15 protein-coding genes are annotated in these 21,959 nt (G+C 36.7%); 4 read left to right on the top strand and 11 right to left on the bottom strand.

The genetic code is table 11. The features are described 5' to 3' along the window. The 3 genes from CPT03_RS10000 to CPT03_RS10010 are packed head-to-tail and all read left to right on the top strand — an operon-like array spanning position 1 to position 1,674. Positions 1 to 630 (top strand): alpha/beta hydrolase, encoded by a 630-nt coding sequence (locus CPT03_RS10000; protein WP_099438719.1) that lies wholly within the window; start codon positions 1 to 3, stop codon positions 628 to 630. Positions 631 to 652: 22 nt separating this feature from the next. After that, positions 653 to 1,369, top strand: coding sequence for a pirin family protein (locus tag CPT03_RS10005; RefSeq protein ID WP_099438720.1), 717 nt, complete (start codon positions 653 to 655; stop codon positions 1,367 to 1,369). A 5-nt stretch (positions 1,370 to 1,374) separates the two neighbouring features. Further along, the gene (locus tag CPT03_RS10010) at positions 1,375 to 1,674 is read left to right on the top strand and encodes a hypothetical protein (RefSeq protein ID WP_157766402.1); all 300 of its coding nucleotides are present in this window, start codon (positions 1,375 to 1,377) and stop codon (positions 1,672 to 1,674) included. A 53-nt stretch (positions 1,675 to 1,727) separates the two neighbouring features. On the opposite strand, the gene CPT03_RS10015 is transcribed toward CPT03_RS10010, so the two are convergent. The 11 genes from CPT03_RS10015 to CPT03_RS10065 form a co-directional block, all read right to left on the bottom strand. Continuing rightward, on the bottom strand, positions 1,728 to 2,837 hold the full coding sequence (locus CPT03_RS10015) for a DUF5013 domain-containing protein (RefSeq protein ID WP_099438722.1): 1,110 nt from the start codon (positions 2,835 to 2,837) through the stop codon (positions 1,728 to 1,730). Positions 2,838 to 2,911: 74 nt separating this feature from the next. Continuing rightward, positions 2,912 to 4,360: a DUF1735 domain-containing protein gene (locus CPT03_RS10020; protein WP_099438723.1), complete on the bottom strand. Its 1,449-nt coding sequence runs from the start codon at positions 4,358 to 4,360 to the stop codon at positions 2,912 to 2,914. 68 nt (positions 4,361 to 4,428) lie between these two features. Next, a complete protein-coding gene (locus CPT03_RS10025; RefSeq protein WP_157766403.1) occupies positions 4,429 to 6,219 on the bottom strand; it encodes a DUF4983 domain-containing protein in 1,791 nt (596 codons plus the stop codon). Between the two features lie 54 nt (positions 6,220 to 6,273). After that, positions 6,274 to 7,881: a DUF5008 domain-containing protein gene (locus tag CPT03_RS10030; RefSeq protein WP_099438725.1), complete on the bottom strand. Its 1,608-nt coding sequence runs from the start codon at positions 7,879 to 7,881 to the stop codon at positions 6,274 to 6,276. A gap of 46 nt (positions 7,882 to 7,927) precedes the next feature. Beyond that, positions 7,928 to 8,704, bottom strand: coding sequence for a fasciclin domain-containing protein (locus CPT03_RS10035; RefSeq protein WP_099438726.1), 777 nt, complete (start codon positions 8,702 to 8,704; stop codon positions 7,928 to 7,930). An 18-nt stretch (positions 8,705 to 8,722) separates the two neighbouring features. Beyond that, positions 8,723 to 10,345, bottom strand: a complete 1,623-nt coding sequence (locus CPT03_RS10040; RefSeq protein WP_099438727.1) for a RagB/SusD family nutrient uptake outer membrane protein — start codon at positions 10,343 to 10,345, stop codon at positions 8,723 to 8,725. 24 nt (positions 10,346 to 10,369) lie between these two features. Beyond that, positions 10,370 to 13,543 (bottom strand): SusC/RagA family TonB-linked outer membrane protein, encoded by a 3,174-nt coding sequence (locus CPT03_RS10045; protein ID WP_099441071.1) that lies wholly within the window; start codon positions 13,541 to 13,543, stop codon positions 10,370 to 10,372. 26 nt (positions 13,544 to 13,569) lie between these two features. Next, positions 13,570 to 14,673 carry a DUF5007 domain-containing protein gene (locus CPT03_RS10050; RefSeq protein ID WP_099441072.1) on the bottom strand — a complete coding sequence of 368 codons (1,104 nt, stop codon included), beginning with the start codon at positions 14,671 to 14,673 and terminating at the stop codon, positions 13,570 to 13,572. Positions 14,674 to 14,705: 32 nt separating this feature from the next. Further along, positions 14,706 to 15,905, bottom strand: a complete 1,200-nt coding sequence (locus CPT03_RS10055; RefSeq protein ID WP_099438728.1) for a hypothetical protein — start codon at positions 15,903 to 15,905, stop codon at positions 14,706 to 14,708. Positions 15,906 to 15,921: 16 nt separating this feature from the next. Then, a complete protein-coding gene (locus CPT03_RS10060; protein ID WP_099438729.1) occupies positions 15,922 to 17,463 on the bottom strand; it encodes a RagB/SusD family nutrient uptake outer membrane protein in 1,542 nt (513 codons plus the stop codon). 52 nt (positions 17,464 to 17,515) lie between these two features. Beyond that, on the bottom strand, positions 17,516 to 20,413 hold the full coding sequence (locus CPT03_RS10065) for a SusC/RagA family TonB-linked outer membrane protein (RefSeq protein WP_245870018.1): 2,898 nt from the start codon (positions 20,411 to 20,413) through the stop codon (positions 17,516 to 17,518). Between the two features lie 779 nt (positions 20,414 to 21,192). Here CPT03_RS10065 and CPT03_RS10070 point away from each other — a divergent pair. Further along, on the top strand, positions 21,193 to 21,957 hold the full coding sequence (locus tag CPT03_RS10070; protein ID WP_099438731.1) for an ROK family protein: 765 nt from the start codon (positions 21,193 to 21,195) through the stop codon (positions 21,955 to 21,957). The last annotated feature ends 2 nt before the right edge of the window (positions 21,958 to 21,959 follow it).

A 21,959-nucleotide genomic window follows, 5' to 3' on the forward strand; every position in this document is an offset into this window, starting at 1 on the left:
ATGTACACACACAGTAAAAATATTGTAACCGCAGGCATCCCTGTTGCTGAAGCTAAAAGAGCCGTTGTTTTTTTACACGGCCGGGGAGCTACTGCCGAAGATATTATTTCGTTAAGCAGCCATTTAAATGTAGATGATGCAGCATTATTTGCTCCGCAAGCTACCAATAACAGTTGGTATCCGTATAGTTTTATTACCCCGGTTGAACAAAACCAACCGGCTTTGGACTCGGCACTTGCCATAATTAATGAGCTTGTAGATGAAATTGTTTCGTCAGGAATCCCTAAGGATAAGATTTACTTTGTCGGGTTTTCGCAAGGTGCATGTTTAACACTAGAATATATTACCAGAAACGCAGCCAGATATGGTGGAGCGGTTGCCTTTACCGGTGGTTTAATTGGTAAAGAGATAAACATGAGAAACTATAAAGGAGACTTTCAGCAAACTCCAATACTGATTACTACCGGTGATCCTGATGCTCATGTTCCTGTAAGGAGAGTTGAGGTGAGCGAGGGCATCATTAAAAAAATGAATGCAAAAATTACAATGAAAATTTATGCAGGAAGAGTTCATACCATTAGTCAGAAAGAAATTGAATTAGCTAAACAGCTTATCTTTAATGAAGCCTGATTAAGAATTTAATAAAATAAAAATGGCACAAACAATATTACATAAAGCTGCAACACGGACACTGGCAGATCATGGTTGGCTTAAAAGCTATCAGATCTTTAGCTTTGGTATGCAGTACAATCCTGAAAGAATTCAATTTGGTGCTTTAAGGGTACTTAATGATGACTGGGTTAATGGCGGCAAAGGTTTTGGGGAGCATCCTCATGACAACATGGAGATTATCTCTATCCCTCTTGAAGGGGCTTTACAACACGAAGACAGCCTTGAAAATGTAGCGGTTATTGAGGCCGGAGAAATTCAGGTTATGAGCGCCGGTACCGGAATTTACCATAAGGAGTTTAATAAAAATCACAATGAACCGGTAAAGTTTCTGCAAATCTGGTTGTTCCCAAATCAGCGCAACGTTGAGCCTAGATATCATCAGGAAAGGTACGATAATTTACTTAAACCAAATCAGTTCACTCAAATCTTATCACCTAACAAGGACGATGAGGGCGTTTGGATATATCAGGATGCCTGGTTTAATATTGGAAAATTTGATAAAGGCACGAAAACAGATTATCAATTTAAAAACAAAGGCAATGGCTTATATGTATTTGTAATTAAGGGAGATGTAAAAATTAATGAGCAGATCTTAAACGAACGTGATGGATTTGGCATCTGGGAAACCGAATACATAAAAATTGAAGCAATTAACGAAACGGAAATCCTTTTAATGGAGGTTCCAATGAATTATTAATGATCATGAAAAAGACCGGGGTTTTAGTGATTTGTACACATCAGGAAATTCTAAATACTGTAGTAAGACTGGTAAATTCCAATACCCAAATGAGTGCTATAGGTGCAAATACACTGGCACAGGCAATTACAACATTCAGATCGGTAAACTTTGACCTGATTTTAGTAGGCGCAGGACTGGAAAAAACTGAGGAAACTGAGTTAGAGAATGTGATAAGAAAAGTAAATCGAAAAATTCCGATAGTTCATCACTATGGTGGTGGAAGTGGTTTATTGTTTACAGAAATATATGAGGCCTTAAAATAAAGAATCCGCTGCGTTTGCAGCGGATTCTTTATTTTATTATTGGCAAACAACTATTATTTATCTAATTGATAAAGTTTTATAGATCTAAGTCTGAAATACTGATCAGAATCTATAAATGTTGCTACGAAACCTACAGTAACCGGAGATTGTTCAGGTACAATAAACGATGTAGTGAACTTTCTTGGTGCTCCAGAATCTGGATTTCCACTTGATTTAGTATACCCAAGAACAATAGGATTATTTTCAATTTTATCCACATCTGGTAAATCTCCTCCTTTTGCAATTACGGTATAAAACAAGTTTTTCCATTGGTATCCAACAAAATCCAGTGTATAAAAATACTGGCCGGCAGGAAGTGGATTTAATGTGGTTTGTTGAATTTTTCCATTAATGATGTCAGGCTCACCACCCCACGATTCCATTGACATACTGTTTCCATCCCATTCATCCCAGCCCCCCATGTTGCCATCACGTTGTTTTACAGCATCATTTACACGCCAATCTGCTACGATACCCCATCTACTTCCAAATCTTGCAGATGGAATAAATTTAGGACCAACATTCAGCAAATAATCTAAAGTAACATCTTTTACGGTTCCGTTACTTGTTACCAATTTAGATACCGTAAATACAGAACCCTTTTCTGTAGTTACCTTTAGCTTAGCGGTATACAAATTACCCGCTCCATATTCTTTAATTGGGGCACCTTCAGTTGAACCTGCTGATCCATCGCCGAAATCCCAAGAGAAATCTTTAACAGTCACTTTTGCAGACTTTAAACTAAATTTCACCTTATTATTACCCTGACTTTCAGCAATAAAGTTTACAGCACTATCAGGAATAATTTTAATAAGCACTACTTTTTTGGCAGTTGACCCATCTTCAGCTATAGCTGTTAAATTAACTTCAAAGGTACCAGAAGTAGCAAAGACATGGCTTGGGGCAGTTTCATAAGAAACGCTATCATCTCCAAAACGCCACTCCAGTTTCTTAAATTCCTTTGAGTTATTCTTAAAATCAAACGTAAATGCATCATCTCCCGGAACAGCTTCAAAGTCCACAAATGGCCTTTTCTGTTCAGCTGGTTCAGCTTCAATGTCCTTGCTTTTAGAACAGGAAGCGAAAATAACTATGCTTAATAGCAAAATAAAAAGTTTGTTCATACTATTCAGGTTTTGTATATTTTTTAACCAACAGTGATGATTTTAGTATAACCATCACTGTTGTAAATTGTTTTTTATTTCTTTCTTGTGAAAATCCATCCTCTCACATCGTAAGCACCTACATTCATAAAGAACTTCATGATGTGTCTTCCTTTTGTAAGTTGAACCGTTGTTCTGTTTGGTTGTTGATCTCCGTAGCTACCAGGTGTTTGGGCAGATGCTAATATCCCGGTGATATTTACATCATCAAAGAATACACTATACCTTCCATTAGTTCCTGGTGCACCAATTAAAGAGTTCAATTCGTATTCTCCGCTTTCCTCAACATCAACAGTATAGGTCAACCACTCGCCATCAGAAGTCCAGCCTACAACACTACGAGGTGTATAGTCACCCACGTCAACATTATCATTTGGTCGGTAATCGCCAACACCATCTTTACCACCTGTATCATGGAATGCAATTCCTTCACCACCAAAATCGTATTGAGCAGCAGGAATCATATCAGAAACAGCACCAATGGCACCTTTAATAACGAAAGGAGCTCCATTATAAGGTCTGAAATGATCCGGATCAATAACTACTACTATGCTTTTTTTCGTTTCATCCAATTGGAATTTAGATGGGTTTTTAAGTAATAGTCCTATTGCGACTTTTTTCTTAGTGTTCTTCAAAAATTCTGAAATTCTGGCAGTAAGCTCCAATTTTGCAGTATTTTCATTAGAAAGAAACTTAATTTTAGTATTGGTAAGTGCATAACTGTTTGAATTTAAAACAATGGTATTTTTTAATGTACCGTTATTTATAAGAGTAGTTACCAAAGCATCATTCGGTGCAACATCTACTGTAAAATCAGAGCCTGCAAGTCCTGCCAGCGTAAGTTCCAGAGGTATTGACACATCCTGAGTACCTATTGTATAATTCACTCCATTAGGTACCATATAAGGAGCTCCTGCAGCTTTAAATAAAATATAGTGTACATCTTCTGCCGCAATAGCAGCAGCTGCATCAATAACTACAACTGTAGAATTCTTACCGGCTTCTACTTTGTTCCCTTTGGATGCACCAGAAATCTTTACTGCCAAGGCCAATAATTTGTCGTGATTTCTTTCTACAAAACTTCTGCTTACTTTTAAATCAAAAGTGGTGCTTTTTACTCCGTAAGCAAAGTCAATAACCGGAGGAAAGTTAAAAGTTTGGTCGGCAAGTGCTATGGTACCAGGCGCCAATGCACCACTACCAACAAGTGTAGCAATGGTATCTATATTTGGCGTTACTTGTACATTAAATGCCGTACCCGATGCGTCTGATAAATTAACAGTTATTGGAATGGTTATTTCATCGTTGTTCAATGTAAAATTATCACCACTCCCAACTTCAATTCTATTCTCCAAGCTAAGATTAACATTAGCAACCTTTTCATTAGCAATTACCCCTGACAGCTTTTCCTTTTCGCACGATGCCATCAGTATCGCTATAGCAGCCACAAGGCATATATGAGCACTGGTAAATATTCTTTTCATATCTTAATATTTTATGATCTTTAAATAGACTTCCGGGAAATAAAGTATCATTTCCCGGAAGTTTTAAATTAATTTGCTATCCAAACTCTACCGTCCAATGCCCAACTTTCTTGTCTAGGAATATTAAACCAGCTCAATATTTGCGTAGGGATATCAGAGTTTTTCGGAACCAATACACCTAAATTCGTGTTGCTTGGAGAACACATCAAGTCTGTGAATTTTTCCCAACTATAAGCTCCTTCTAATTTAAAATCTGCAGCAAAAGGTCCGTTATCTTTAAGTGTTCCTCCTGTTCCGTCAACCATAGGCCAGTAGCCAGCTAAAAAGTCGTAGGCCGGGTGACTTTCCTCCATAGTAGGATCACAAGAATACTGCTTAATAATAGTTTCAGAAAGTGCTGTTTTCCAAATTTTCAACTCCGCCAACTGAACATTAATAACCCCTCTATCGCCATTAACATCACCTCCAACGTAACCTACAGTTAGAGGATCATTATTGTTGTAATTTGGAAATCCGGATAATTGTCTGTCATTTGTGTGAGGGGTAGCAGGACTTGCATTGAATCCACCTCCATTGTTTGTAATACCTTTTACACCATCAGTATATAATCTAATATACCTTCTGCCATCTGCTTTTTTCTCTACAACAAATGTTAAATCATGCCATGTATCACCGCTAAAGTCAAGTCCACCAACTTCATCTCCATTTGAGTTATCCTGACCTCCTGCTCCAAAGAAGCGCCAGCCATTATAAAACAAACAAATATTCCATCCAGCCTGACCCCAGCTGCTATTATTTCTTTTACCTAAAACAGACGGCCACTCATACCAGTAATCTCCTTTTGAAGTATTTTTGGTTTTTCCCTTTTTGATTTTTACGGAAACTGTAAAATCATTATCAGGTCCAAAATTAAATTCACTGTTTATAGGTCCTTGAACAACTCCTTTAATTCTATCAGGATCTCCTTTAAATCTAATTGCAGAGCCTGAATAAGTATTTCCTAAAAATGGTCTTGCAATAAAAGTAGGGTTATATTTATTGTTATAAATTATAGTAAAGGTGTTGATATTAGTGTTACTGAATAACGTTTTATCATCTTGCTCTACAGGGAGTGTAAATTGTCCACCTTTGTTTGAAGTCACAATAACTAACCAATTCTCTTTATTATAAGTTGGTCTTGATTTTAAAGACGCTAAAATCTGTCCTACCTGACCGTCAAACTTATTAATCGCTGCTTTATAGGCAGGGAAAGAATTGTCAAATCCCGAAGCTTTTCCTGCCTTTTCAACACCACTAAACTGTCCAACTATAAGAGAAGCAGTATCGGTTTTCACAAAATCAACTAATCTTGCTGTAACCGCATCGTCATTTCCTCCAAATGATTCCGTTACGTCTGTTCCATCAGTTAATTTGCCTTTAAAGACATCCGATGAAGCAAAAGATGCTATACGAAAACTTGGTTTCAAAGATTTGATACGTTCAAATATAACCGGATAGTTTTCAAGTTTATTACCTGCAAAGTCCTCCGTTAGCACATTATGCTTTTCCTTTTTTACACCAGTTAACATATCTGTCCAATTTGTTGCATCAGTGTAATTGGTATTATCACTTAAGCCGGTCCAGGTATAAACCGCACTATCAATAAGTGTTCTTAATGTCGTGGTTCCTGCATCTCTAACCGATGAGCCACGTGCTCCGTCCACAATAAGGTAAAGAACCTTAGGGACCTTATACGTAACATTTCCATCATTGTCTGGCGCATCAGGTATCACTTTATTAAAATCCTTATTACAGGATGTTGCAAACACCAGCAAGCATAGTGTTAGACTAACAAGATATTTGAATTGATGCTTTTTCATATTCTTTAATTTATAATTCATTTGGTTCATGTCTGGATTATAGTATTAATATAATCAATTTTCTAATGTTACCTTTATAATATTATTGGTTTCAACGTTATCAAAAACAAAGAATGAACCTGTAATCAATAGCGCTCTTTTGTTATCAGCAGATTTGGTCTCATATACATCTAATATACTGCCTAACAAGTTACCCACATTATTATATCCCTCAGCAATCTCGCCCTTATCTGTTGTAATAAGAAAACCTTGTCTGTTCACACCATCATAAGTTTTAAAATATCCACCTATTAAGCACAAACCATCGCTCAGCTGTTTAGTAAAATTCGGATACCCACCAACAAACTTTTTAGGAACAAACGATTGATCAACGGAACCATCATAATTTAGCATAACAAGGCTTTCTGAAGTTACTCCGTTAAATTTCTTAAATGTTCCGCACAACAGATATTTCTTGGTAGTTTCATTATAGCTGGCATGGCTTATAATAAAATCAGCTCCGGCTCCACCAGGATTGAAAGTCGCATCAATAGTTCCATCAGCATTTAAACGGGTGATGTACCCAGCAGAAGCATCATCAAACTTGGTGAAGTTACCATAAACCAAAATCTTTCCATCAGTATGCATGATTGTTTTGATAAAACCATTAGATCCAGGTAAGCTTTTACCTTTAGCGCCACCATAACCTATAGCATTCGGATCGAATCTCCATGTTTTATCTAAAGTTCCATTTGGATTAAAACGTGCCAGCTGGCGTACCTCTGTGGTGTCAATAACTGTACTATCCTTTAATTGTCTGTTTGGTTGGTCATAACGACGAGACACATAATATCTAAAATTCCCCGATGCTATAATCTTATTATTAAAAGCATATACATTGGTAATTGCTGCATCAGTTCCGCCATTAAATGTTGGAACATAAATCAGTTTTTTTGTATATGTCTCTACTAGCATGGTATCAATAGTTCCCTGGCTACTTACTCTAGTTAGGTTATTAATCCCTCCTCGTTGAGCATAGCCACTAAAGGCACCTCCAAGAAACCACTGATTATTCACGATTGCCATATCATAAAGATCTCCGGTAGAAGCACTTCCACTCAGCAATGAACGATCCCAGGTTCCATCAGGAAAAATTCTTACAATACGGTTAATTCGCTTTACTATCCCCTTATTGTCATAGTTGGTAAAACCACCTAACAACAATAAATTACCTCCGGTCAACGGATAAATCTTAGCTATACCTCCGTCTGTACCTGCAACTACTTTAAAAGTAGGATCTTTTTTAACAAGACCGGTTACGGTAAAATTTGGTCCGAATACTAATTGCCCGTCAATTACAAATGATGTAACCCCTGAACTTGCTCTTCCTGGTACTTTTGCTTTGATGCCAGTTTCTGAGATTTCAACAATCTCTGCCTTTTCACCATTGAACAAAAATTGAATTTTATCCTTATGCGGAACCAAACCAGTTGCTTTAAAAGTAATTACGGTTCCGGCCATACCTACAGCCGGAACTGGTATTTGCTGACGGTCTATCTTAATTCCCAAGGGGGCTATACCACCTTGATAAGGATCTTCAAATGAGGCCTCCTTTTCTTTACAGCCACTGAATAGTGCTGTTACAAGGATCATTGACAGACTTATATATTTAAAAAATTTCATATGCTTATCTTAAATTATTTCTATTAACATTTTAACTATTATAAACCTACCTGCTGAATAATACATCATTAAAAAAATCAACGTTAAAACCGAATATATTCGCACTAAATTCATTCGGCGCTTCCCCTATTGGGTCTCCCATACCAATTGCTAACACATGTACAACACCATTACTTGGTTGTATATCTGAAGACGCAACTGCTACAGTGCTAAAATTATTTGGGTTTGAAGGATCCCACAGATAAGAAATAGTTAACTGGCGATAACCTACATACTTAACACCATTTACGGAATTATAAACAACACCGATGTTTGCAATGTCATTATCATAGGTATAATAATATGATCCTGGAAACAATTCCCTCAATCCGAAATCAATTTGAGGATAGTCTTTCAATCTATAGGATCCCTTATAAATATACCTACCCAAAAATTTCCGCCATATTGCTGGCTGAACATCAGAAAGGGTTTTCAAAGTATCCCTTCCCGAATTAAATAATATTTGATTTAATCCACCTCTTAATTCCGGTATAGGTGTATTTACCAAACCAATGGTGCGTCTGATCACTTCATCCGTAGGCGCAAAGAAAGTAATGTTCTCATTTTTAAAAACATCTTCCATACCAGCCAGTTTTACAATCTGAGCTATAGTGTCAAATTTAGGGTTCGACTCTAAATACTGCATTATATTTCCGTTAAAAACCGGATTAGCTTTACCACCATCATTATAATACTCATCTTTTTTACAAGAGGTAATTACCATGGCCAGCAAGATTGATAATATTGCGGCAGGTTTAAAGTATCGTTTAATAATATTTTTCATGTATATCTATAATTTAAATTAAAGCCCTGTCCCGATCCAATAGGTATTCAAACTCATTTTAGGATTATTAAACAATGCATCAGGATGAATTGGCCATGTCCAACCACCCCTGTTAAACTTATCAGAGGTTAATGGATTATCTGTCCACTCTTTGCTTAACACTCTTTTAGTTCTAACCAGGTCAAAATAACGACTTCCCTCTCCCATTAATTCTTTAGATCTTTCCAAAAAGATAGCATCCTTCAAATTTCCATCTCCACTTCCGGTAGGGTAAGGCGGTGCCACAGCTCTACCTCTTATTAAATTTAAGCACTCTATAGCTGTCGGATCATCTGGAGTCAGATTAGCCAATGCTTCGGCACGTAATAAAACAGCATCCGAATAACGCATAATCAGGTAAGTATTATCTGGGTTTAAATCCAGATTTGGATTATTGGCGTCGGCAAAAGTATTTAACGCAAATTTCCTTAACTGAAAAGTGGATGCATTTTGATCAAATGGAGCAACAAACCATACCGTTAATCTCAAATCAGATTCATCAGGATAAAGCTTTCTCATGTATTCAGTTGAAAATACAGAATAACTATATCTGTGAGTATACTCAGGCTGCTTGTAAGGAAAATGGATAAATGCATCTCCAAATGGAGAATAAGCATTCGCTTGTGCAAATGGGTCATTTAAATCCTGGTTATAGTTCAGTGTTCTAAACAGCTCAAAAAGACTCTCCTCTGAACGGCCTTTTACAACTTTAGCCCATTCATTGATAGGAAGTAAGCGGAAAGCTTTACTATCCATAATTTCTTTACCCAAAGCCGCAGTTTCCTGGTAATATGAAGTCCTGTTTGCAATGTCAAATCCTGCATTCCACATATTCATATTCATCAACAAGCCAATTGCAGCACCTTTGCTTGCCCTAACACCTCTCATAGATGGATCTGTAAAAGTTGTAGGCAAATCATTTCTAAAATCCTTAAGATCAGCAATACAATTTTTTATAACAGCTACCATATTTTCCCTTGGCAAAGGATCTTTTTGAAACGCGTTTGTATAATAAACAACATCTCCATATAAACGAACCAATTGAAAGTAACAAAAGCAGCGTATAAATTTGGCTTCAGCTTTGTAGCGTTTAGACTCTTCAGCTGTAAGGGCCGCAATACCATCGTCAATCTTACTAATCATTAGATTGGCAGATTGTATCACCCTATAGTATTCATCCCATCTCATTAAATCTCTAAAATTATAACCATCCCACGCCGTTCCTGTAGCTAAAGCTGCCAACAGGTACCTATCATTAACAGTTGTCAAGGGAACATTCTGTTTATCCGTACTCCCTTGAGGGTTTGGAGTTTGACGAGTATGCCCACCAATTAATGCTGAAGCTGAGCGGCCAGCACCACCTTCTGCAGCAGGAATTACTTCTCCTGAGCGAAATTCTCCGGTTGCTCCGGCAAAAGATGTTCTGGTATATTTATCAAATAACTCACCGTACATATCGGTGATATTTGCTTCCATATCCTCCTTAGTCTTGTAAAAGTTATTTCCAGTAAGTTTATCTATGGGTGTAATATCCAAGAATTTCTTACAGCCATATTGTGAAGCGCTTACAATAATAAATAAGCAAATAATATATTTTTTCATGTCTTATTAGTTTTGTGACTTCAATTAAAATTCTACGTTAAAACCAAGATTATATACACGAGGAACAGGATAACCATTAGAACCATCTCTACCGATAGCAGTAACCCCCTCTGGGTTTGGACCTGAATAAGGTGAAAATGTGATAATGTTACTTGCCGAAAGGAAAGTACGAATGTTGTTTAAACCGATACGTCTGGCCATTTTTTTAGCAAATGCATACGAAAGTGTAATCTGGTTAATTTTGAAGTAACTTCCAGTCTCCATCCAAAGTGTTTGTTCATATCTATAATTATTCACAAAAGCATTATGAGCATAATCATAAGCATTCGCAAATCTTGCATTGGTAGAGCCTAGCCCTGTCCACATATTTAAGTCATTTACAGGAACAACTGCATCAAGACCAAATGGATTGCTAAGCAATCTCAATCTATCTGCAAGTGCATTATTTAAAATAGATCGTTTTGCAGTATAGGTTGCATAGATATTAAGAGAAAGTGTAGAACCAGATGGCATAGTATAGCTTAATGTGTTAGACATACCGCCTGTTAATACCGGTTGCGTATTACCTACAACTTGCAAATCTCTTGTATCTATAACATAATCGCCGTTGGCATCAAAAAAACGCGTATCACCCCCCTGGAAAGAATTTAGGAAATCACCGGAACCATTATTTCGAAGTCTAAATCCAGTCACAGGATCAATTGGCACATCGCTTGTGTTATCATACACCCCTTGATTTACAAATAAAAAGTTGGCTAATGAATTTCTTCCAACTCTTTTAGCCAGATGTTGTGCATATTTACCACCATCAAATTGAATAAACTGTCCATTATATTCTGCAGGAAGCTTTGTTAAAACGTCATTGTTCCATGCTCCGTTTACTGATACTGTCCAGTTAAATTTACTTTCTTTAGATAAAGGTCTGCTAGTGAAAGACAACTCATATCCATAATTTGACAAAGCAGCATCATTACTGGTAAAATTATTAAAAGCAAGCGTATTAGACAACATACTGGTAAACAACTCATTGTCAACTTTTTTATAGTATGTATCAAAAATCACATCTAGTTTTCCATTGAATAAACCTAAGTCCATACCAATGTTAAATTGCGTTACATTTTTTGGTTTAAGTAATGGATTAGGTACGGATCCATACTCAATTCCTACACGTGGATTATTATTGTAGAAACCTCTAGGAGTATATTTTCCATAGATATCAACAAGGCTACCAACTGGAAAGATATTTTTACCACCAGTTATCCTGATATCACCATAATTTAGCCATTTAATATCTTTAAGCCAATTTTCTTTATTAAAGTTCCATTTTAAACCAACGGAAGGGTTTTTTGAATATGGATCTTTATTTCCACTATTCGATGTACCATCAATACGGTAAGTTAAGTCAAAAATGTATTTTTTCTCAAAATCATAGGTAAAAGCCGCTGCAAATGAGATTTGGTTCTGATCATAAAAAGTAGTTAAAATACCACCACCTCTAGAGTAATAACCATCATAACCTAATGGTCCCTGGAATTGATCATTTGGCGATCTTTCTAATCTTGTAATACTAGATTGTCCCTTTTTAACATACATCTCACTAAAAAGGTTAAGGAAGAAGTTGTGTTTATCATTAAAAGATCTGGTGTACGACGCATTATTCCTATTGTACAACTGCGAAGTATATCCATAAAGAGAGTAAATCTTAGCAAACTGATTGTTAGCCGCTGCCGGTGTAAAAGTATCCTCTGTATCTACGTTATAATCATAACTAGCTGCCGAGGTTAAATTCAATCCTGGGATTAACTCATAGCGTCCTTCAATGTATGTATTTAAGTTCTTAGGACCCGCATCTGTATTTGTCTGTAAGGCAGACAATACACTACTGGTTGCCTGAAAGAATGAAGGGCCGGGCAGTAAAGAAGATTTTTGCCCGTCAGACGCAACTCCCGTTTGCAAAAGCCCTACCCCATTTGCCTTTTTAATTTTACCAACATTACCTCTTATAGATCCAAAGAAACTAATTCTGCTAGTTGGTTTGTAATCCATATTCATGTTTAAACTGTATCTGTCAAAACCAGTATTTTTGATAATACCCTTGTCAGAAAAGTAACTTAAGTTGGTTTTATAGCTAAACTTGCTATCACCACCGTCTAACTGAATGTTATGAGTCTGGTTATAAGTATTTTGATAAAAAACTCCTTGCCAGTCAGTTGAATTGTTATAATAAGGGTTCAAACTATCAGCCAGGAAAGGCGTATTTGATATCATAAACTGATCTCTAAACCTACCATAGGTATTGATCTGATATAATTTCAATTCACGTTCATTATTACCGCCCAGAATATTACGCAACTTCGGAATTGCATTCATGTAAAAGTTGCCGGTGTAACGGATACGAGGAATTTCAGAATTTCCACGCACAGTTTGTATTAAAATTACACCATAGGCACCTCTTGAACCATACAACGCTGTTGCTGTCGCATCTTTCAATACCTCAATACTGGCAATATCTTCCTGAGGAATCAATGAAATCGGACTTACACCAGGTCCTTGCTGTTGGAATCCATACTCAGATGCTTTATCTGCATCCATAGGTACTCCATCGATAACATATAATGGTGAAGTTGGTTGAAGGAAAGTCTCATTTCCAGATCCCGTTGTACTAATGGTTGATAAACCACGAATATTTATTGTACCACGTAAACCAGGAGCACCGGTATTTAACTGGATATTTAAACCCGCAACTTTACCTTGCAATAGTTGTTCAACGTTTGATACAGGAACATCTTGTACTTCTTTACCAGAAACTATAAATGATGAACCGGTTGTTACCTCTCTGGTTCTTTTTTGGTAACCACGAATTACAACCTCTTCCATTGTTTTATTATCCTCTTTAAGCGTTACATTCAATGTAGTTTGACCCGCTTTTAAAGTAATAGTTCTTGTTCCATAACTAACATATGTAAACACTAAAGTTGCACCTTCATCAACACTTACCGAATAATGGCCTTTGCCATCAGTTTGGGTAAGTACTTTAAGTGGTTTACCGGTGGCAACACTAACACCAACCATTGTCTCTTTAGATCCTCCGTCTACTACTGTACCACTAACAGTTACTTTCTTTGTTTGCGCCACCAAATCCTTGCATAGAAAAATGCAGCTGAAAAAAATCGATAGCAGAATTACTTGTTTTCTCATTGTATTAATTTTTATCATTAACATTTCTATTCGTCTTCAAATTTTGGATTCACAGTTTTAAAGTGAAATACAATTTCCCAATCGCCCTTTTCATAAATGGCAAACTCTTGCGAAATCACCCCTTGTTCTCTTCGGCCTCCAAACCCTATTCTAGAATAAACAAATTCAACATGTGCGGTAAATCCACCACCAGTATTTGTTACACCTCCAGATGTAAATCGTGTAGGAATTCTTGCCACTGGAATTGGATATGCAACGTCGTACTTTACATACTCGCTTGTTTTTTCCATGTTAAAACCGTGAACTAATTGATCCCATTTAGTTTCATTAAACTTAGCCGGGTTAATAGCCACTGAATCCTTGTTCAAAAATTTAAATCTTAATGAATTACCTGTGCCATCAGGTACTTTCCTGATATAAGTATATACAAGTCCACTTTGTCCACCACCATTGGCTTTCAATTCTGCATTTGTACCTTCCCCTATCATTCCGAATATTACAGGAAAGATATGTTGCAACGCAGTTCCATTTGGTGTTGTGGTATTTGGCTTACCACTATATCTGTTAATGTCATCCGCAGGGAAATATGGAATCTCTCTGTACGGAATCACAGAAAGATTTTTAATAATCCTGGTACCTCCTGAATTCTTAACCTTTATATCAAAATACCTGATATCCTGAGGGTAAGTAACAGAATCTCTTGGCTTAAATACCTCACTTGTAGCAGAAGGCCAAACAATAATATCACCAGAAGGTCTTACTTCTAGCATTGGGCGTTCTTCAATCTTTCTTTTTGCTTCAATTTCAGCCAGACTTTTTTCATTTCCGGTATATTCCTGAGTCCATACCAAAACTGGTTTTTTGGCCAGCATATCATCTGCTGATCTACCATCTCCAAACCTTGCGTTTACAATTTCAAAGGTCATAGGAAATGACGAGTTATCAGCATTAAAAATACCTTGGTATAGATTTAACCGACCTAAAGTCGGAGAAAATTCCGAAGTAAAATAAGTCATTTTAGTACTTAAGTAATCCTTTTCGTCAGGCAAGTCAAAAATCTTCCTACAACCCGAAAATGTAATTATCACGGCCAAAAATAGAACTACTCTATATTTTAATATGTTGTGCATAACATTTGTCAATTTAATTTTATCGCTCTTTATCATTTGTAAATTGTCCTAAAGTTCATAGTCCATTCAGACAATTGGAATAAATCGTCACCAGTATTACTTAAGAAGACAATACGGTAGTGCAAATAAGCAACCTCATTATTAAAGTCATAAACCTTATTCTGGAAGTTAGATTCAAATACCATATCCTGTCTGGTGTCTAATAAGGTCCAGTTTACTTCATCCTGAGATCCTTCAACTCTCCATGACTTAGGATTACGAGAGTATTCTTTTGAGTCGTTTGCTGAAGTTAATGTGTAAACATTTGATACTACAGGAGTAACTGGATGCCATAAGAAAGTAACCGGTTTAACATTCTGAACATTGAAATGACAGATAAACTTGGTCAACACGTTATCATCAAACAGTTTGATAAATTTCTCTCCCGGATTAACGGTCCCATCTTTATAATCAGGGTTATTAAATTTAACCTCCATTTTACCTAAAACCTTTTTAAACAGGTTTGTTGGTGGCGGTATAAATGTAAGTCGTCTTGCAAACTCATCATATCCAAACACATGATCTGGCTGTATTAAATGCACAATCCCATTCTTTGCCTGGATGTTTACTGAACTTGTATAAGCAAATGCCCAGTTCGGGGTAAACACACTTCTTTTTGTATTGGCAAACTCAATTACCTCTGGGCCACCATTCTGCATACCCTGAGCATCAGCATACTGACGTTTACCATGCATCGGATAATCACCACGTACACTAAGCAGCTCCCGGCCATCGCCTAAAGAAAAGTCTGTAGATTTAAAGAGTCCTTTCACGATATACCTGGACACCATGGTATCCAAGTGAGCGCTATCATTTTTTGCTTTTTCAAGATCAGCTAAAGCCGGTGCAAACCCGGATGCCAATTCAGTTAAATAGATGGCTCTCTTACCATTTGCCCTTCTTGTGTCATTTAAGTTTCTAATTGCCAGCTGAAAACTAGGATTGGAAACCGCAAACACAGATACACTGCTATCAGTAAGAATGCTTTTCATTTTAAGTTTATCAATCACCAGTAGTAATGAATCATAAACTCCTGGTTTACTTTTCAGGTAATCATAAATGTTTAAGGAGGTACCTGAATTGATATCCTGGGTAGAGTAATAGCCTTTTTCTTTCTTACAGCCAGCTTGAAATATTATGGCACTAAACAAGAATGCTATTAAATATCTACTATATAAATTTGATTTTTTCATATCTATTAATGTTTAGTTATTTCCAATAGGAGTTTTGTACCAACTGAGGATTCTGGTCAATAAGTGCTTGATCAATAGGCCAGTAAATACCACCTGAATTAATCAAATTCATAAACTTCGGATCTTTCTGAACAATTTTATGATACCTCACCAAATCAAACCATCGGTAACCTTCTCCCATAAATTCCTTGTTACGCTCATTAAAAATCGCATCAATAAGATTTCCACTACGCTCAGGTGAGTAAGGGATATAAGAACTATTTGTAGCACCTACGTTATCCACATTATATCTAAATGCCCTTACTATATTGAGTGCATCAATTGCTCCTTGTCTTTCTCCCAGAACAGCTAGAGCCTCAGCTCTTAATAAAGTAACATCTTCCAACCTGGTAAAAAGTATAGCACTTGAAAAGATTCTGAAAGTCGGGTCGGATGATCCATCCTGCATACATTTGATCTTACTAAAGATTGGATATTTTCCTAGGAAATTTGTGAAATAAAGCTGAGAGTGAGTAACTCCATTACTATCAATATTAAACCTGCCATCATTAGCTTCTTTAAATATTGATAATATAGAATCCTTTGGTACATAAATATCTGGCAGATTCTTATTTACAATTGGCTCCGCAAGTGTTAAAGATTCAATGTTACCTGAAAATGTAGCATCCTGATGACCGAAAATAAATCCAAAACCTAATAATTGATTATTATTCTTATCAAAGAAAAGTCCTCTGCGGTTTGAGATATAATCAGTTGAATTATAAGACATTGCTGCTTTAGGGAAGTTATCAAGCACAATTTTGGTATATACTGTTACATCAGCATATTTCCCTTGCCAGGCCGCTACCTGAGCCGCAACTGCATAAGCACTTAATTTCCTCACCAATGTTCCATTCCATCTTCCTTGTCCCTCATTATAATATTGGCCAGGCTGTTGAATATCATCAGCACTATATCTGTAAGGTAACAGATCAGCGGCTGCTATCATTTCAGCCTGAACAAACTCCATAATCGCATTACGATCAGATCTTTTCATATTTTCAAATTGACCATCTCGCGATGAAGTAATAAAAGGTACATCGCCCCAAATTCTAACCATATAGAAGTAAGCAAATGCACGCAAAAATCTCACTTGTGCAACATCTACTGTCATATTGTTATCGGTATATCTGGCATCTTTCTCTTTAACCTCGTGGATTCTTTCAAGAAAAATGTTTGCCGCATTAATAATTGCATAAAACCTTCTCCAGTTCGAAAGTTCCTGGACAACCGGATATGCCGCTTTCAGATCGTTTCTTATAATTGCTTTTAGATCTTGACGCAGGGGGCTATCGAAATTCCCCATCCGTACATCGCCATATATCCAATGGCCATTGTTATCCGCTAATGCTGCTCTGGTTAACCCATATACCCCAAGCAGTTTAGCTCTGGAATCTTCCATATTATTCCAGGAGTTCTGTTCATTTACCACACGGGTTGAGTTTATATCTAGCGCTTTTTTACAGCCACCCGTTACCAGGGCAAAAAAGATAAGACTCAGCAAAACTATTTTTTTCATTTCGTCTATTTTAAATGGTACTTAATATTATTTGTTTATGTGTGATATCGAATTAAAAATCCATTTTAACACCCAGCATATACGTTCTAGGAATTTGAATTCCATATCCCGAATCGTAACCTGTATAATTTACAAGCTCAGGATCTTGCCCTGTATATTTAGTAAGGGTGAAAACATTATACACACTACCATAAACATAAAATCTTTCAAGCCTTGGCATTTTCTTTTTCATCAGCTTGGTTAAATCATAACCTAACGACACAGTTCTCAATTTTAAGAATGATGCATCTTCAAGAAATATATCCTGATTGGCCTGATAAGGGGCTGCTGAACTCCATGGGTTATACAATGGATATTTTGAATAATCGCCACGTTTCTCCCAGAAAGTAACCTCTCTAACAGAGTTGATGTTATTTAAACCTTCACGATTAACAAAATCAAAACGGTTAGCCATTTCCTGATTTATTAAATCTCTTCCCAGGTTGAAATACATATTTACAGCAAGCGACCAGTTTCCATAACCAAACTCGTTGTTAAAACCACCAGAAACAAGCGGAAGTGCATGTCCCATCAAGGTTCTGTCACTATTGTTAATGATGTTATCATTGTTAAGGTCTTTCCAGATAGGATCTCCTGCTTTTAAAGTAATTGCATTGTAGCTCATTTTTTGGCCATTTGCTCCTACCGGAACTTCAGCATCTGTATTAAAAATACCTTCGTTCTTTAATAACCAATAGCTATCTACAGATTCTCCAACTTTTAAAAGTCTGTCGCCAATAATAAGTTCAGATAAACCACCTGGCAATGCTTTTAATTTATTTTTATTGAAGTTTAAATTAAGAGATGATGTCCATGAAACCTTTTGAGTTGAAGGCAAGATATCGGCAGCTAAAGCAACATCTACACCAGTGTTTGATATAGACATACCATTTCTGATAATTGTAGTATAACCGTACTCAGCAGCTCCCGGAACTCCTAATAGTTGATTTTTATCTTCTTTAGCATATACATCAACAGAAGCTCTTATTCTATTCTTTAGGAAAGCAGCGTCAACACCAACATTTAGCTGATCCTGATATGCCCACTCTAAACCATAAGGAATAGCCCCAGCATTATAAGGTCTTGTTAATGTTCCAAATCCGTTATAACCAGGTGCAATTAAGTTACCTGTAAAACCAATAAAGGCCGTATACTGAGGACCCTGAGCATAATTATCGAACAATTCTGCTCTGCCCATACGTCCAACACTCGCGCGTAAATTCAAATCTGAAACAAAATCGTTTGTTTCAAGAAAATCTTTTTTCATGTTCCAGCTTCCCGAAAGTATTGGAGAATAGAACCAACGATTGGTTGGCTGCTGGTTTGATGATGCATCAGCACGCAACATTGCAGAGAAAGTATAAATCTCTTTGTAGTTGTAACTTGCTTTTCCAGTAAATGAAATTTGATTGTTTCTGGTTTTATCTAAAAATTTCCAAACAAGCTCTCTTCTAAATACAAAAGGCTCCAAATAATCACTTCTATTTGGATCACTTTGTAGTAAGTTCAATTTCACGAAGTCATTAGATCCCTTATAAGCGTAAGCATAGTTATATTTATAAGTATCATATTGAAATGAAGAACCAACAACAAAATTAAAAGTATGAACATCATTTATTTTCAGATCATAAGTAGCGGTATTATCGAAAAATACCCTTCTGCTATAACCATAATAGTTTGACGCATAGTTTGTTGTTTGAAGCAATGTTCTAGGATAGAATATATCCCTGTAGCCTTCATTATGATCTAATCCGAAAGTTGTGTTGAACTTAAACTTACCTAGATCTATCCCTAATCTAACCAACCCTTCAACAATATTAGATCTGTTATCATCAAATCCCTTATCGAATTGAGCCAGATACTCAGAATATTTCGTTTTGTTAGGTGCAACCGGCGAACTTAAATCCGGTATATAGTTTACTTGAGACAATCTGTCTCTAACATTCCTATTTCGTTGACGATCAACACGATTTGCATTAATAATAGCAGTAAATGCCATCCAGTCGGTTGGCCTCATGTTAATCTGGAAACGAGTATTGTAGCGATCAGCACCAGTGTTATCAGCTACTCCACCACTTGTGGTAGTACCAACACCAAAACGGAAGTTAGCCCTTTCACTACCACCAGAGATTCCGGCATTTACAGAATACGACAATGCACTACCATAATATTTATCGTTCCAGTTGGCTGGCCCGAAAAAGTCATTATTTAAAGAGTCACTCAGATAAAGAGGATAAGAATCATTTTCCGAATAACTTCCGTTTGCAGTGTATTTATCATAAAACTGCCTTCTAAAGTCATTTTCGAATCTACCATTTACAGTAGTTACACCGCTTGGCTGGGCTACCCCTATATGCGATTCGAAATTAATTTTTCTAACAGTTGAGTTTTTTTTGCTGGTAAGCAAAATCACTCCATTCACTCCTTTTGGCCCATAAACAGAAGTTGATCCAAGATCTTTAAGGATCTGAACGGACTCAATATTATCCATATTGATATTGGCAAGCGTATTTGTTGCCGGACCAATTCTATCAAATTTGAATTGTTGGATGTCATAAGCAAAAGGATGCTCTCCAACTAGAGGTATCCCATCTAAAACAACAAGCGGTTGTGTAGCAAATTGTTCGCGTGGCGATACAAGCGGTTGTGATGTTCCGCGTATAAACATGTTCTGAACCGTACCTGGCTCACCAGATGGCTCCTGAACATAAAGACCTGCAGCTTCGCCTTTTAAATACTGCTGCAATGTAAACGCAGGAAAAATAGCGAGCTTTTTAGGATCGACATCATTCCCTTTAGATTCTAACGCCGAGAAAACGGTCCTCTTGGACTTAGGCTGAAAGCGTGTTGTGTCTACTTTAAGTTTGGTAGAATCCTCTTCTGCAGAATCAGTCTGTTGTTGAAAGTTCATCTTAAAAGATGAAACATCCGACATACAGGCAGACCTAGCGGCATTACCAAAAGAACATGTTGATGAACACAACAAACCCAGGAAAGTTATATTTGCAATAAAGCGCATAACAGACAATTAAGTATTAACTGATTGAAAACCTTTTTTATTTGATTTTATAGAAATTCACAGATCAAATCTTAGATACTACGATGCCAGCTCGTCTGCCGACCAGGTAGACCGAACAGCAACAAGTAAAAAAAATAAAATATGTTTAAAACGTTTTAGCTAGCTATATCCGCGATCATAAGATCACAAGCCTAGCCTCCGGATTTAACAGCGGCACATACTGCCCAGAAAAAAAATTGTCATTATGCTGTGAGAACTCACCACATAGATTTCTTGTAAAAGTTTGATTCATAGTTTGGCTTATTAGGTTAGTATTTGGTTTCCCGACAATGACTTATGGTGCTAAATCGATTATCTCTAACAATAATACGAAAGAAAATTTAAATTCCAAATCTTTTACATCATTTTTTTTACACAAATTTACATAACCGCATTCGATTGCCTATTAAGGCCTGTTTAATCGATAAAGCAATACTACAACGTTATAGTCGCAAACGTTTGTTTTCGCACTTAAACCCGTATCCTATACTTTATATGTATACCCTTACACAGCAATTATCACGTTGTAGTAATTATTAAAATATAAATACGTTAACAAGGCCTTTTTAATGGATGAAAATTTGTTATTTTGAACTATATTAAAAAAGACAGGCCCTTTACACAAAACAGATATGCCAGTTAAGCAAAAAAAAGAAAGTGGAAATAACATATTATCGATAGATATAGGTGGCACCAGTATTAAAGCTTGTATACTAAGTTCAAAAGGAGACCTACTATCTGAATTCGAAAAACTCCCTACTCCAAAAAACTCGACTCCTGAGGAAGTGATTAAAACCATTAAAGAACTGGTATCCTCACTTGAGGACAGTTTTGACAGGATATCAATCGGCTTTCCCGGATATGTTAAATGCGGCAAAGTAGAAACCGCTCCAAACCTGGCTAAAAACAAATGGACCAATGTTAACCTTGCTCAGCAGGTAAGCAACCTATTTAACAGGCCTGTTAGGTTAATTAACGATGCAGATCAGCAAGCTCTTGGAATTGTAAGCGGAATTGGCTTCGAAATCGTATTTACTGTAGGTACCGGCTTTGGTACCGCACTTGTATTTGATGGCGAGCTTCTCCCCCATTTTGAACTGGCTCATTTGCCTGTAACAAAAACAAAAGACTATGATGATTATATAGGAACCAAAGCTTTTGAAAAAATTGGCAAGAAAGACTGGAATGAGCGCTTGCAACGAATAATTCAAATCTATAAAACAGTATTCAATTACGATACCTTATATATAGGTGGTGGAAACTCAAAACACATTACTTTTGAACTTGACCACAACATTCACCTGGTAACCAATAAAGATGGCATCAAAGGAGGTGCTAAACTTTGGGAAGTTGCCGAAAAATATCACGTATACACAACCCGTCCTAACGACAAATAGAA

The organism is Pedobacter ginsengisoli, assembly GCF_002736205.1.
Classification (GTDB): Bacteria; Bacteroidota; Bacteroidia; order Sphingobacteriales; family Sphingobacteriaceae; genus Pedobacter; species Pedobacter ginsengisoli_A.